General features: G+C 71.3%; 15 protein-coding genes. 2 read left to right on the forward strand and 13 right to left on the reverse strand.

Translation table 11 applies throughout. The annotated features are described in order from the left end of the window. The first annotated feature begins 184 nt into the window (after positions 1-184). Positions 185-598: a hypothetical protein gene (locus M3N57_08605; protein ID MDP9022740.1), complete on the forward strand. Its 414-nt coding sequence runs from the start codon at positions 185-187 to the stop codon at positions 596-598. A gap of 108 nt (positions 599-706) precedes the next feature. Here the strand turns inward: M3N57_08605 and M3N57_08610 are convergent, their stop codons facing one another. The 13 genes from M3N57_08610 to gcvT all read right to left on the reverse strand — a co-directional run bounded on the left by M3N57_08610 (position 707) and on the right by gcvT (position 12,434). Beyond that, positions 707-2,053 (reverse strand): acyltransferase family protein, encoded by a 1,347-nt coding sequence (locus tag M3N57_08610; protein ID MDP9022741.1) that lies wholly within the window; start codon positions 2,051-2,053, stop codon positions 707-709. A gap of 187 nt (positions 2,054-2,240) precedes the next feature. Next, entirely contained in the window at positions 2,241-3,209 is a 969-nt protein-coding gene (gene trxB / locus M3N57_08615) for a thioredoxin-disulfide reductase (protein MDP9022742.1), read from the reverse strand. Positions 3,210-3,365: 156 nt separating this feature from the next. Continuing rightward, the gene (locus tag M3N57_08620; protein ID MDP9022743.1) at positions 3,366-4,115 is read right to left on the reverse strand and encodes a Sir2 family NAD-dependent protein deacetylase; all 750 of its coding nucleotides are present in this window, start codon (positions 4,113-4,115) and stop codon (positions 3,366-3,368) included. A gap of 3 nt (positions 4,116-4,118) precedes the next feature. Continuing rightward, positions 4,119-4,496: a tRNA-binding protein gene (locus tag M3N57_08625; protein MDP9022744.1), complete on the reverse strand. Its 378-nt coding sequence runs from the start codon at positions 4,494-4,496 to the stop codon at positions 4,119-4,121. Beyond that, the gene (gene trpD, locus M3N57_08630; protein MDP9022745.1) at positions 4,496-5,530 is read right to left on the reverse strand and encodes an anthranilate phosphoribosyltransferase; all 1,035 of its coding nucleotides are present in this window, start codon (positions 5,528-5,530) and stop codon (positions 4,496-4,498) included. The genes M3N57_08625 and trpD overlap by 1 nt, the downstream gene beginning before the upstream one ends. 96 nt (positions 5,531-5,626) lie before the next feature. Then, positions 5,627-6,103, reverse strand: coding sequence for a hypothetical protein (locus M3N57_08635; protein MDP9022746.1), 477 nt, complete (start codon positions 6,101-6,103; stop codon positions 5,627-5,629). Positions 6,104-6,199: 96 nt separating this feature from the next. Continuing rightward, on the reverse strand, positions 6,200-6,754 hold the full coding sequence (locus M3N57_08640) for an HPP family protein (protein ID MDP9022747.1): 555 nt from the start codon (positions 6,752-6,754) through the stop codon (positions 6,200-6,202). 156 nt (positions 6,755-6,910) lie between these two features. Next, on the reverse strand, positions 6,911-7,336 hold the full coding sequence (locus M3N57_08645) for an iron-sulfur cluster assembly accessory protein (GenBank protein ID MDP9022748.1): 426 nt from the start codon (positions 7,334-7,336) through the stop codon (positions 6,911-6,913). A 119-nt stretch (positions 7,337-7,455) separates the two neighbouring features. After that, positions 7,456-8,526, reverse strand: a complete 1,071-nt coding sequence (locus M3N57_08650) for a glycerate kinase (protein MDP9022749.1) — start codon at positions 8,524-8,526, stop codon at positions 7,456-7,458. A 67-nt stretch (positions 8,527-8,593) separates the two neighbouring features. After that, positions 8,594-9,613, reverse strand: coding sequence for a M15 family metallopeptidase (locus tag M3N57_08655; GenBank protein ID MDP9022750.1), 1,020 nt, complete (start codon positions 9,611-9,613; stop codon positions 8,594-8,596). A gap of 261 nt (positions 9,614-9,874) precedes the next feature. Next, on the reverse strand, positions 9,875-10,582 hold the full coding sequence (locus M3N57_08660) for a hypothetical protein (protein ID MDP9022751.1): 708 nt from the start codon (positions 10,580-10,582) through the stop codon (positions 9,875-9,877). 40 nt (positions 10,583-10,622) lie between these two features. Continuing rightward, positions 10,623-11,159 carry a BON domain-containing protein gene (locus tag M3N57_08665; GenBank protein ID MDP9022752.1) on the reverse strand — a complete coding sequence of 179 codons (537 nt, stop codon included), beginning with the start codon at positions 11,157-11,159 and terminating at the stop codon, positions 10,623-10,625. Positions 11,160-11,330: 171 nt separating this feature from the next. Continuing rightward, on the reverse strand, positions 11,331-12,434 hold the full coding sequence (gcvT, locus tag M3N57_08670) for a glycine cleavage system aminomethyltransferase GcvT (GenBank protein ID MDP9022753.1): 1,104 nt from the start codon (positions 12,432-12,434) through the stop codon (positions 11,331-11,333). A 142-nt stretch (positions 12,435-12,576) separates the two neighbouring features. Here gcvT and lpdA point away from each other — a divergent pair, with 142 nt between their 5' ends. Further along, positions 12,577-13,986: a dihydrolipoyl dehydrogenase gene (gene lpdA, locus M3N57_08675; protein MDP9022754.1), complete on the forward strand. Its 1,410-nt coding sequence runs from the start codon at positions 12,577-12,579 to the stop codon at positions 13,984-13,986. Positions 13,987-14,013 lie beyond the last annotated feature (27 nt).

Consider the following 14,013-nt stretch of genomic DNA (forward strand, 5'->3'; position numbering starts at 1 on the left):
GCCCGGGCCGTCGCGCATCTGCGGCCTGACCGCCGCCACGACCCCCGTCTCAACCGCGCAGACACTGTGATGCCCCGGCTGCCAGGTCACGTCGTGCGATCGGCAGGTCGCCGACCGTACGCAGGCACCCACTACCCATCGCAGCTACCCATCGCAGGTACCCGTCGCACCGAGGAGCGGCCAGATGTCACAGGACAGCATCCTGACCGCAGGCATCATCCTGCTGTTGATCCCGACGGTGGTCTTCGGTGGTGCGAGCATCCTGTGGCACTGGATCACCCGCCAGACCGACTACTACCGCCACCCGCTCCGGCAGCGGCTGTGGCGAGCGGGCCACGCCCACGCCGGCGTGCTGCTCGTGCTGTCGTTGGTGGCGCTGATCCTCGTCGACCACGCTGAACTGACCGGCGGGTGGAAGCAACTCGTCCGGATCGCTATCCCGGCCTCGGCCGTGCTGCTGCCGGTCGCCTACTTCCTGTCGGTGGTGCACCCTGAGGCCGAGCGCCCCAACCGGCTGATCAACCTCGCCTACTTGGGCGGTGCCAGCCTTGCGACCGGGACGGTCGTCCTCGGTGTCGGGCTCCTGGCCGCCGCCTGAACGGCCCAACCGCCTCACAGTTGCTTCGGGGGTGGGTCGTCGAAAGCGAGGGGGAGGCGGTCGTCACCTTGACGCTCGACCCGTCGCCACGTCGCCCGACAGCAACGGTCACGGCCCGGTCACCTGCTCCGTGGGCTCGGCCGTGCGGAGCTCGGCAGCAGGATGGTTGCGGATCACGCCCAGCGCGCCGAGCCCGGCGAACAGCAGCCCGAGGGCGGTGAGCGGCATCCCCGCGGTCTGGGCGGGGTCGTACAGCCCGCCGGCGAGCAGAAGCCCGATCCCCGCGGTCGTGGCCACCACCCCGACCGCGGCGCGGACCCGTCCCGACCGCGACCGGGGCTCGCCGACCCGCTCGAACCGGGCGAAGACGCGGACGAGGACGACCAGCACCAGGCCACACAGCACGAGCCACAGCGGCCGGAGCGACCACCAGCGCAGGTCCGCGACGCCCGTCTCCGGCCAGATCCCGGTCGGGATCGTCAACGCAGCCACGACCACGAGCGCGGTCTGGTGCCAGAGGTAGACCGTCATGGCCACCGCCCCGGCCGCGACCACCCACGCCCATGCCCTGGAGTGGCGCAGCCACCGCTCAACCGGATCGCGGACCGCGGCGACGACGCCGAACTGTGCGACTCCCAGGACGAACAGGGCGATCGACGTCGGCGAGTTGTTGCTGCGCTGGCCGGGTTCGACCCCGATCATCGCGACCGGGTAACCGCCGACCGTGGTCAAGACAGCCAGCACGGCGTACCCACCGATCGCCAGGCCCGGTCCCCCGAACGAGCCCGGGAGACGGCTGTCGTACCAGAAGTACCCGAGCTGGTGGACGGCCACCCACACCCAGAAGAAGTTGGTGTACCCGACCACCGGGACACCTGACAGGTGCGCCGCATCGACGGCGATGGCGACGGCCACCAGGCCCGCGAGCGCGCCCAGGCCCCAGCGCCGATGAGCGGCGAACGTGGCCCGCGCGGCAGCCACCACCAGCACGTACGCAGCCAGGAACCAGGCGGGGATGAACGCCACCTGGGTCCCGAGCTGCAGCAGCTCACCGGGCACACCCGCCAGTCCCAGGAGCACAGCCAGCGGGACCCACAGCGCCAGCAACGGCACGACCGGTCGGAGCAACCGACGGGACCGCCGCCGCACCCACACCGCCCACGGCACATCGCGGCCTGCAGTGGCACTCCACGACGCAGCGTTGGCGTACCCACCGACGAAGAAGAACAGCGGCATGACCTGGAAGACCCACGTCGCCCACCGGGTGGCCGGGACGAACTCCAGGAGCCGGCCCGTTACCCACTCGCCGTCGCTGACCGCCACCACGGCGATGAGCCAGTGCCCGATGACGACCACTATGATGGAGATGACCCGGAGCAGATCCGCGAAGCGGTTGCGATCCGGGGGGGTGAGTCGGTGGACCTCTTCCGCGGTCAGTGGTCGCTGACTCGGCATCCGGCCAGCCTAACGGCCATCACTCGATCACAGCCTGACGACGCCGCCTTCCGTGGGGACGCGCACGCAGCCGGCTTCTCGAACGTCGACGTGCTCCCGATCGACAACGGCTTCTGCGGGACGACGCCTGCACGCCTGATCGGGTACCGAGCGCATCACGGCAGACGCGACACCGCCGCGGAAGACCTCATTCCATGTCGGAGAGGAACTGCTCGGCATCCATCGCCGCCCGGCACCCCGTCCCGGCGGCGGTGACCGCCTGCCGGTAGACATGGTCCACGGAGTCGCCGCTGGCGAACACGCCGGGGACGTTCGTCTTCGTGCTGGGTTGCTCGACGAGGAGGTAGCCCTCGTCGTCCATATCGAGCTGGTCCTCGAACAGCCACGTGTTCGGGATGTGGCCGATGGCCAGGAAGAAGCCGCTGCACTCGAGCTCGCGCGTCTCGCCGGTCCGCTCCAGGGAGTCGCCGGGCTCCGTGTTCTCGAGCGTCACAGCCGACACCTGGCCGTCGCCCTGGATCTCGGTCACCACGGTGTTCCAGAGGAACTCGATGTGATCGTTCTTGAAGGCGCGATCCTGCAGGATCTTGGAGGCCCGCAGCTCATCGCGCCGATGGACGACCGTGACTTTCGAGGCGAACTTCGTGAGGAACGTCGCTTCCTCCATGGCCGAGTCACCGCCCCCGACCACCACGACGTGTTGGTCCTGGAAGAAGAAGCCGTCGCACGTCGCGCAGGCCGAGACGCCCGATCCCCACAGCCGATCTTCGCCGGGCACGTTGAGGCGTCGCGGCCGGGCTCCGGTCGCGATGACCAAGGCCTTGGCGAAGACCTCGCGCTCTTCCGTCGCGATGCGGAACGGGCGTTCCGAGAGGTCCACCTCCTCGGCGTCCTCGGTCCAGTACATCGTGCCGAAACGCTCCGCCTGGTCACGCATCTGCTCGACCAGCTCCGGCCCCGTGAGCCCCTCCGGGAAACCCGGGTAGTTCTCGACGTCCTCGGTGAGCATCAGCTGCCCACCGGTTGGCCCGCCTGCCTCGGCGCCCTCGATCACCAGCGGCTCGAGGTTGCCTCGAGCGGCGTACAAGGCCGCCGTGAGCCCGGCCGGCCCACCACCGAGGATGACTATTTTGCGCGTTGTATCCGATTCCGCCATCGCTCCCTCGTGATCCGCAAGGTGCTCTCGTCCTTCGCAAGCTAGCGGCGGACGACCTCCTGACGGCCCGACCGAACGTTCCTGGCCACCGACGCGGCACCATGGCCGTCTGATCACCACCCGCCGGTTGCCGGGAACCGTCTGCCCGGCTGCGACTCACGACAGCCGGTCGCGGACGAGCTCGACCACCTGTGGCAGGGCGTCCTCCGCCGGGAGCGCGACGTGGACCGCGTCAGTGCACGTCGGATCGGGGTTGACCTCCCACACGGCGGCGCCGTGGGCGGCGGCGAGCGTTGGGAGGCTGGCGGCCGGCTCGACCTCCGCCGAGGTGCCGACGACCACGAGCACCTCGCAGTCGCGGACCTCGTCACGTGCACGTTCGATCGCCCCGGCCGGGAGCGGTTCGCCGAAGAAGACGACATCCGGCTTGAGCAGACCCCCGCACCGTTCACAGCGGGGCACCTCGTCCTGCGCCACCACCTCCAACACGTCCTCGCGCGGAACCACCGCGCCGCACTCCAGGCACGTGAGGCTGTGACGTGAGCCGTGCAGTTCGACGACCGCTCGGCTCCCCGCTTCCTGGTGCAACCCGTCCACGTTCTGGGTCACGACCGTTCCGACCACCCCGAGGTCCTCGAGCTCTGCCAGGGCATGGTGCGCCGGGTTGGGATGGGCCTCGTCCAGAACCGCGTCGAGCTCACGGAGCATGCGCCACACCTCGCGCGATCGCGTCAGGAAAGCGCCGATGTGGGCGTACTCCAGCGGGTCGTACCGCTCCCACAACCCTCCGCTCCCACGGAAGGCGGGGATGTCACTCGACACCGAGATCCCCGCGCCGGACAGGACCACGACCCGACCGGCGGCAGCCACCAGCGCGGCCGCGAGCGCCTCGACGTCACGCGCCACCGTTCAGCCCACCGGGGCACCCGGAGGGACGTCACCGTCGACCTGCAGGAGCCGGACCGTCCCGGCGGGTTCGAACGCGCCGAGGATGAGGAACTGGCTCTCGAACCCCGCGATGCGCTTCGTCCCGAGGTTGATCGCACCGACGACCTGACGGCCGAGCAGCTCTGGCCGTCCGTAGTTGGTGATACGCGCGCTCGTGTGGAGCCGGCCGACCGCCGGGCCGAAGTCGACGGTGACCTTCCAGGCTGGGCTCCGCGCCTGGGGGAACTCCTCGACGTCGACCACCCGACCGACTCGGACGTCGAGGGCATCGAAGACGTCGACGCCGACGTCGGGTTTGCGGGCGAGGACCGCCGGGTCGTGGGGGGGGTCTGCGACCATCAGGCGACGTGTTCCGCGGCGAGCTCCCGACTGCGTCGGACCCACCGGTCCCGCAGCTGGCGGGGGGCGTCCGACGCGAGCGTGGCCCGAGCCAGCTGCAGTCCCCCCCGCAGGTCGGATGCGGCGCCCGCCACGTACAGGGCCGCGGCGGCGTTGAGCGCCACCACGTCGCTCGCCGGCCCGGGCCCGCCCGCCAGGACGGAGTCGGCCACCCGCAAGTTGTCGTCGACGTCGCCGCCCTGCAGGTCATCGAGCGAGGCGCGAGGCAACCCCAGAGAAGCGGGATCGAAACGCGATTCTGTGACGCGGCCGTCGCGGATCTCCCACACCCGACTCGGACCGGTGGTCGTGAGCTCGTCCAGGCCGTCTTCCCCGCGGACCACCAGCGCATGCGACCGTCCCAGCCGCAGGAGCGCCCCCGCGACCAGCGGAGCGAGTCGCGCGTCGGCGACTCCCACCACCTGCCGGTCAACGCCGGCGGGGTTGGTCAGTGGCCCCAGCACGTTGAACACCGTTGGGACGCCGAGCTCGGCGCGGACGGGTGCGACGTGCCGCATGGCCGGGTGGAACGTCCGGGCGAACAGGAAGCCGATCCCGATGTCGCTCATGAGCTGCGCGACGGCCGGCGGCGGGAGATCGATCACCACTCCCCAGGCCTCGAGCAGATCCGCCGAGCCACAGCGGCTGGACGCGGCTCGGTTGCCGTGCTTGGCGACCGGGACGCCGGCGGCGGCCACGACCAGCGCGGCCACCGTGGAGATGTTGAACGTGCCGGCACGGTCTCCGCCGGTCCCGCACGTGTCAACTGCGGCGCCGTCGAGCGTCACGTGCTCCGCGTGGTTGACCATGGCGCGAACGAGGCCGGCGATCTCCTCGTCGGTCTCGCCCTTCGCGCGGAGAGCGACGAGGAAGGCGGCGACCACCGGGGGGCTGACAGTCCCCCCCATGACCGCGTTGAGGGCGGCCTCTGCCTGGTCAGCGGTGAGGTCCTCTCCCCGTAGCAGTGCCCCGATCAGATCTGGCCACACCACCATGTCGACCTCACCACTGCCGCCTCCTGGGGTCGCCGGCACGGTAGCCGCCGCTCCCCAACCGGGCGAACAGTGCTGCGGCACGGCAGCGGACGGTCGTCAGGGTGCGCGCTCGCTCGACGGGGCGTCGGGATGGTCGAGGGCGGGTGGGCGGTCCATGTCGCGCGCCTTGCCGGGTCCCCACCGCTCGGTGGCCTCGGGGAACTCGACCTCGCCGGCGAGCGCGAGGACGCGGCGGGCGATGTCGAAGGAACCCACCGGCTTGACCACCGCATCGGCGGCACCGGCCCACTTCGACACCCAGCGGTCGACCTCGCGCCCCATCAGCATCAGCGCCGGGGGGGCGGGAACTCCCTCGTACTCCGCGCGTGCCCGGATCTCGAACAGCAACGACTGGCCGCCCTCGGGGCGCATGTCGCCGTCGATCACCAGGACGTCGTAGTCGCGTTCGGAGGTGAGCAGGTGGCCATCCATCGCGGAGGTGGCCTCATCGACCTGGATCCCGTCGCGTGCCCGCAGGGCGGCCCCTGCCCGCAGCCGTATCCCGGGGTCTGAGGAGACGACCAGCACGCGCACGGAGTCACGCTCCCACCATCAGGGTCACGGTGGCACGGTAGCGGCTACATCGACGTGGTTGCGCCGGCGAGCGACCGGGTGACGAGCGCTCGTTGCTCAGCGCCACAGCGGGACACGGAGCCCGGCGAGACGGTTGATCGCGATCCCCTGGTAGGCCAGGAACACCACTGCGATCATCAGCGCCGTCAGCTGGTGTGGGGTGGTCAGGATGCCGAGGCTGACGATGAGGGTGGTGGCCCCGGCCGGCGGGTGGGCCGCATCGAGCCAGGTCATGAACGCGGCCGTCAGTCCGAGCGACAGGGCCGCGGCGCCGGCGCGCGACGCCGTGACGCCGGACTCGAAAGCCGACGGCGCGTCCAGGATCCCGAACACCACCAGCGCGAGGTAGCCGGCGGCGACGCCCAAGAGGTGCCCGATGATGATGTTGCGCGGCGCCGTGGTCACGTCGGTCGGCGCGTACGACAGCAGGTAGGCCGTGGGACCCAGCGACGGGAACACCAGCGGCTCGTTCACGACCACGGCCGCGACGGACACGATGACGATGGACAGCGCCCCGTTGGCCAGCGCAAACGCCCCCAGGGCGAAACGCCCCGGCGTCTCCCCACGGTCGCGACCAGCTCGGCTAGCCAGACCGGCGTAGACGTCGGCCATCTGCCGCTCTCGTTCAGGCGATCCCACGGTCGCCTCGGCCGCCGGGAGCAACACCGTCGGCGGATGCGGCCGTTGTCGGCCCCGACGGGGCCCGCCCAACGCGGAGCGGGGGCCGTGGGGCCCCCGCTGTCGCCACTGGTCGACGCCGTTAGCGGATCAGCTGAAGCTCTCACCGCAGGCGCACGACGACGAGGCGCTCGGGTTGTCGATCTGGAACCCGGAGGCCTCGAGGCTCTCCTTCCAGTCGATGGTCGCGCCCCGCAGGTGGTTGGCCGACTGCGCGTCGACGCGGACGGTGACGCCGTGCTGCACGGCTTCCTGGTCACCGTCGAGGCGGCGGTCGTCGAAGAACAGCGCGTACTGGAAACCGGCGCAGCCGCCCGCCTGCACCGCCACGCGGAGCGCCACGTCCTGACTGGCGGCGTCCTCCTGGGCGAGGAACTCCTTCATCTTCGTCGCGGCGCGCTCGGTGACGGCGACCACGCTGGTGCGCAGACCCGCCGGCGGGCCGTCGAGGGTCTCGCGGACCGGGGGCCCGCCGAGGGTTTCCTTGATCGTGGTGTCGGTGGTGGCGTCGCTCATGTTCGATATCCCGTCGTCTTGTGGCCTCGAAGAGTGGCGGCACGATCGCTTCCGTGCGGCGCTGCCACCTGCAACGCCAGTCTACCGGCGGACCTTCCCGACTTCGAACACCCCACCGGTCACGTTGCCCGCGCCACGCGAGGCGCGAGCCGCGCCGCCGCGGCGGCCACCTCCCCGGCCGGGTCGCCACCGCCCCCCGCCTCCTCCACGCCGAAGAAACCGGTCACGTGGCCGGCGACGCTGCCCACGACCGCGCACACCGCGACCCCTGCGTCTGCGCCGAGTGCGGCCACGTGGCCGGCGACCTTGCCCTGTCGCGAGGTGGCATCGAGGCGGCCTTCACCGGTGACGATCAGATCGGCTCGGGCCGCCTCGTCGGGCAGCCCCATCACCTCGGCGACCGCCGCGGCGCCGGGCACGATCGTGGCCCCGAGCACCGCGGCCAAGCCGAAGCCGAGACCGCCCGCCGCACCTGACCCCGGCAGGTGCCGCCAGCTGCCACCCAGGTGGCGCTCGACGACGTCGGCCCAGTGAAGCAAGCCCTGTTGGAGAGCAGCCACCATCTCGGGCGTGGCGCCCTTCTGCGGGCCGTAGGTGGTGGCGGCGTCCTTCAACTGTGAGGTGACGTCCGACCACAACGCCACCTCGATCGAGTCCCAACCCGGATCGAGCCACGTCGGTTCGACGTGGTGGACGGTGAGCAGCTCCCCACCACCGATCTTCGCCCCGCTGCCGTCGGCTCGGGTCAGGCGCACCCCCAGGGCCAGAGCAGCGCCGGCACCGCCGTCCACCGTGGCGGAACCGCCCAGCCCGACGACGACCCGGGCAACGCCGGCCCGGCGCACGTCCTCCAGCAGCTGTCCGACGCCGTAGGTGGTGGTGCGCATGGGGTTGCGCTCGCCTGGGGCCACCAGGCTGAGCCCGCATGCGGTGGCCGACTCGACGAACGCGGATCCGTCCGGGCGCAGCAGCCATGCTGCCGCGATCGGGCGTCCCCGCGGGTGCGCGACCTCGACGTGGCGCAGCTGGCCGCCTCGGGTGGCGACGACCTCGAGGGTGCCTTCCCCGCCGTCGGCCATCGGCACCAACGTGAGGTCGTCGCCCGGTCGGGCGCCGGCCCATCCTTCCGCGATCGCCTCGGCAGCTTCGATCGAGGTGAGGCTCCCACCGAACGAGTCGGGCGCGATCACGACCTGCAAAGCGACTCTCCTGAAGACCGCTGTCGGCGACCGTACGAGCTGCGCGCCGTCGTCGCCGTCACCCTGCGGGTGGAGGCTCCAGGTACTCGAAGTGCATCGGGTCGGGTAGGAGCCACTCACCGCCCCAGGCCATCCCCCACCGGCGCATCACCTGCACCAAGCGAGGATCCTGCGTCGATGCCCCACCCTGGCGGTTGACGGACGCGTTCAGATCGACCGCGATGCCCCACGCGTGGTGTGAGAGGGGACCGTCCTCGCCGGCGCGGCGGGGGCTCCAGCACCCCGCGTAGTCGCCACGGTCGACCAGGTGGGCGAGACCCCGCTCCTCGACCTCCGCCAGGGCGCCGCGCAGGCTCGGGACGAAGTCGCGGTGACAGCGCACCTGGCCGACGATCGGGACGGTCGCCGTGACGATGTGCGCAGCGACCCAGTCACGATCCTGCTCGATGTCACGCCCGGACGCTTCGCGCATGGCGAACTCGCCGAACCGGGCCTTGACCTGCGCGGGTGGCAGAACCGAGTCGGCGTGTCGCAGCACCGGTGCCTCGCCGACGCCACGGATCCGGACGGGCTCCGCGCCGGCGGCGGTCCGTACCACGGCCTCGAGTTCCGAGCGGTCGTGGCTCGGCCGGGCCAGCACGTACTTGTCGGTGACGACCCCGAGTGCCCCGCCGGTCCGGTGTGACACCACGACCTCGCCGGCGCCGATCAGCTCGTCGGCGACCACGGCGGCGACCGTGATCTCGGCTCCCCCTGCGAAGACGAGCGTCGCGCCGTCGGCGACGTCGCGGACCTCCGCGGAGCTGGCGCTCAGGATGGCCGAGCCGTCAGCGAGCACGTCGACGACGGATGAGGCGCCCGGGACCACTGCTGCGTAGGCCGCGGGGTCGACCGCGAGGACCTCGACGGGGAACCACGCCCCATCGGGAGCGCGGCGCCGCTCACGGCCGTCGGCCCCGCGGGAGGCCACCAGCGGCAGCGTGTCGCCCCGCACGACCGCCAGGTTGGCCGCTGTCCCCGACGAGACGACGGCGGCGGTGAAGCCGTCGGGCAGCCGGTGGCGGGTCCAGGCCACCACCGTGTCGGCGCTCAGACCCTGGCGCGCCGCAGCGTCCGGTGGGTGGGGATGGGCACCGTCGCCGTGGCCGTCACCGTTCGGGCTGGCAGCCCCCGGAGCGGACGTCGTCGCTGGGCTGGTCGACCGAGGCGAGTCCCCAGGCGCCGAACACGACCCGGAGAGGATCGTGGCAGCCACCAGGGTGAGCCACGTCCAGCGGAGCGGTGCGGTGGATGCGGCAGGTGTCGCGGTCAGGTGCCGCACTCCGATCGGTGGCGTCCGTCACTCGCCGCGCGTCGGCGGCTCGCCCCGCTCGGTCATCCCGATGCGTTTGTCGGCCTCCTTGAAGCCCACCTCGCCGCCGGCTCGCTCGGGATGGTCGGACGGCACGCTCACACCCAGCAACGCCGCGTAATCGCCTGGTGGCTCGAAGTCCTCGTCGGCGTCGAGCCGAGCGAGGTTCTCTGGGTCGAAGCTGCCCAGACGCTCCTCACCCTCGTCGACCCGCTCGGGGTCGTTGGAGTGGATGCCGAGCAGGACCTTGTCATGCTCGACGAGCACGAGGAGCGGCTCGAGGGTCTGGGTCCACATCATCGCCTTCCGCGCCCCGGCCTCCACGCCCAGCAGCGCACCGGGGATGTGGCCCATCACCGCCCCGGCGACGCCGGCGTACAGCGCCCCTGCGCCCGCCGCGATGCCGACCCCGGGGATGGTGGTCACGGCAGCGCCGATCAGCGCCCCGAGCGATCCTCCGACGACCGCACCGGACGTGATCCCCTTGGCGAAGTTCTTGCCCACACCCCCGGCCGCGCGCGTCACCTCTTCCTTGACCTGTCCGGTTCCGGGTGCCATGGCGTGTTCCGGCCCGAGGAGGGACAGCTCGTCGGGGTCGTAGCCGGCTTCGAAGAGGGCATCGAGCGCCTCGATGGCCCGGTCGAGATCCGGGAACACCGCGACCGCGTTGAACCTGGCGAGCCTCTTGGTGACCATCCTTGCCTCCGGGCCCAGGCCTACGCGTGCGGGACGTGCGTCACCGGGAGCTCCGCGACGTCCGGCGCGCCGTCGTGGCGGCGAATCCGCTGGCGTCGACGGCTTCCTCGATGTTCGGCGGGGTCTCACCGGGCAGGTGGGTCAGATCGATCACGTCGCGGACGCCGTCGACCCCGCGGGTCATCTCGACCAGCTTGCGCCGCTGCTCGACTGTGGGAACCTCGCCACGGAGTTCGATGATCCCGTCGCGTGCGGTGACGACGATGGCGCTCTTGTCGATCTCGCCGATGCCCAAGACCTCGCTCTCGACCTTCTCCTTGAGGGTCTTGACGTCGTAGTCGCCGTCCTCCTGCGTCGGGAGCTTCTCCGCGATGGCGCCGCGGAGCTCACCGGCCTTGTAGTCGGCTTTCTTGCGCAGGTCGTCAGCCTGGTCGCGGAGTGCCGCGCCGATCTGGTCGGTGGTCTGCGCGCGACGGGCGCGGCCGCGGTCAGGATCGAAGAAGTACGTGGCTGCGACACCGGCCGCAGCGCCGATGCCGAGCAGCCCCATGGCCTTGACCTTGCTGAAGAAGCTCATCGCTGCCTCCTGCTCTCCGCCCGGTGGTCCGGCCCGGGCGGCGTGCGCCGCGGACGCGCCGGTCGTCTCCCACCGTGCGGGCGACCGCGTCGCGGTGCAGCCTGCGTCCCCGTCCGTTCGTGTACGGCCGCAAGCGCGCCGTCGCCGGTTGCCCCGCGCCTGCGGGGCCGTTCAGCGGGTGTCGCGATCCAGGAACGGCGGGTCGACGACCTCGAACGGCGTCGACCGGCCCCGGATGTCGACCGTGACACGGTCGCCGGGACCAAGCGGTGTGGACAGGTACGCCAGGCCGATCCCGGTGCCCAAGATCGGCGAGTACGACCCGGACGTGACCTCTCCGACACGTTCTCCGTTGTCCGACACGGCCATCCCCGCGCGCGGGATGCCCCGTTCGACGGCGCGGATGCCCCACAGCTGCCGGGATGGCTCGGTCGCTGCTGCCCGCCGCAGCGCTTCGGCTCCGCGGAAGTCGCGGGCTTCGAGCGCCACCGCCCAGCCGAGACGAGCCTCGAACGGGTTGGTGTCGGCCGTCAGGTCGTTGCCGTGGAGTGGGTAGCCCATCTCCAGGCGGAGGGTGTCGCGTGCCCCGAGCCCGCACGGGGTGGCCCCCAGTCTCAGGAGCTCCTCGAAGTACCCGGGTCCGTCCAGGCCCGGCAGGATGAGCTCGGCCCCGACCTCGCCGGTGTACCCGGTGCGGCAGTACCAGCCGTCGTCGGACGGGCCCAGATCCATCTGCGCGATCCCACGTTCGGGGACCGAGGTGGCGACGGTCGGGAAGAGCTGGTCGAGCAGGTCGAGCGACTTCGGCCCCTGCACCGCGAGCATGGTCAGCCGGGTCGAGTCGTCGCTGATGGTCGCACCGTGTTCGTCGCCTGCCGTGCGCAGCAGGTCGAACACCGTCTGGGTGTTGGCGGCGTTTGGGACCGCCAGGAACCGGTCGGCGGCCAGGCGGTACACGATGAGGTCGTCGAGGATCCCGCCGGACTCGTCGCAGCACAGGGTGTACTGCGACTGGCCGTCGCCGAGGTCGCGTGGGTCGTTGGTGAACGACGCAGCCACCACCGCCTCCGCGCCGTCACCGTCGATCCACAGCTTGCCCAGGTGCGACACGTCGAAGACTCCGACGTCGCGGCGGACTGCCCGGTGCTCGTCCACGGTGCCCGCGTACTCGAGTGGAACGGCCCAGCCGGCGAACGCGGCGATCCGGGCGCCGAGCCGCTGGTGGAGGCTGTACAGGGACGTCTTGATCAGGCCCTCGTGCTGTGCCGTGACCATGTCATCTCCGTCGCCCGCGACGTCCCGACCCTACTGTCGATCAGCGGTCGTGAAACGGGACCGTCCGGTCGAGGCTCCCGGGTACGTCACAGGGTGGGTGGGCTAGCGTTGGGGGACGTCACCAGGGGACATCACCCGTGTCATGGATGGAGGGCCCGTGGCCGATGACCGCTTCGACGTCGTCGTGCTCGGGGCAGGCACCGGCGGGTACTCCGCTGCGCTCCGCGCGGCGCAGCTCGGTCTGTCGGTTGGACTGGTCGAACGGGACAAGGTCGGCGGGACGTGCCTGCACCGGGGATGCATCCCGTCCAAGGCGCTGCTGCACTCGGCGGAGATCGCCGAACACGTCCGCGACGCTCCCGACTTCGGGGTCAACGCCACCTTCGAAGGGGTGGAGATCACCAAGGTGCACGAGCACAAGGACAAGGTCGTCAACGCGATGTGGAAGGGCCTGCAGGGCGCGCTGAAGGCTCGCGGCATCGAGACCCTGGAGGGCCACGGCCGGCTGGTCGATCCGAACACGGTCGAGGTCGGCGGCGAACAGGTGCGTGGCGACGCCGTCGTCCTCGCCACCGGGTCCGTTCCGCGGGAGATCCCACCGGCGCCGTTCGACGGCGAGCGGATCATCCACTCCGACCACGCGCTCAACCTCGACCGGGTGCCCGAGCGCCCGATCATCCTGGGGGCGGGCGCGGTCGGGATGGAGTTCGCCAGCGTCTGGCAGGGTTTCGGGTCGCAGACGGTGACCGTGATCGAACTGGAGGACCGGGTCCTGCCGCTGGAGGACCCGGACTCGTCGCGTGAGGTGGCCCGCCAGTTCCGGCGGCAAGGGATCGAGGTCCGCACCGGTGCCCGGCTGAGCGCCGCCGACGCCAGCGACGGCGGCGTCGTGGTCACCGTCACGGGCGGAAACGGCGAGGAGGACAAGCTCGAAGGTGATCTCCTGCTGGTCGCGGTCGGGCGGCGTCCGGTGATCGAGGACTGCGGCTACGAAGACGTCGGCGTGGACCTCGAAGACGGCTTCGTCACGGTCGATGAGTACTGCCGCACGAACGTCGACGGGGTCTGGGCTCTCGGTGACCTGATCCCCACACTGGGGCTGGCCCACGCGTCGTTCGCGGAGGGCTTCTTGGTCGCGGACCAGCTCGGCGGTCTGTCCCCCCCACCGATCGACTACGCCGGTGTCCCGCGCGTCACCTTCTCCACCCCCGAGGTCGCCTCGGTGGGACTGACCGAGCCGCAGGCCCGCGACGAGGGCTACGACGTCGTCGTCGAGACCTACAAGTTCCAGACCATCGCCCGTGCCCGCATGATGAAGTCGGAGGGCGTGGTCAAGCTGATCGCGGACAGGCGTGACGACACGGCCGGGCGGATCCTGGGCGTGCACCTCACCGGCCCGCACGCCACCGACCTGATCGCCGAGGGGGAACTGATCTACAACTGGGAGGCGCTCCCGATGGACGTCGCCCGGTTCATCCACCCTCATCCCACCCTCAACGAGGCCGTTGGCGAGGCCCACCTCGCCCTGGCGGGGCGCGCCCTGCACGGCTGAGTTCCCGAAGCGAAGGAGGCCGTCGTC

It is taken from the genome of Actinomycetota bacterium (assembly GCA_030776725.1).
Taxonomy (GTDB): domain Bacteria; phylum Actinomycetota; class Nitriliruptoria; order Nitriliruptorales; family JAHWKO01; genus JAHWKW01.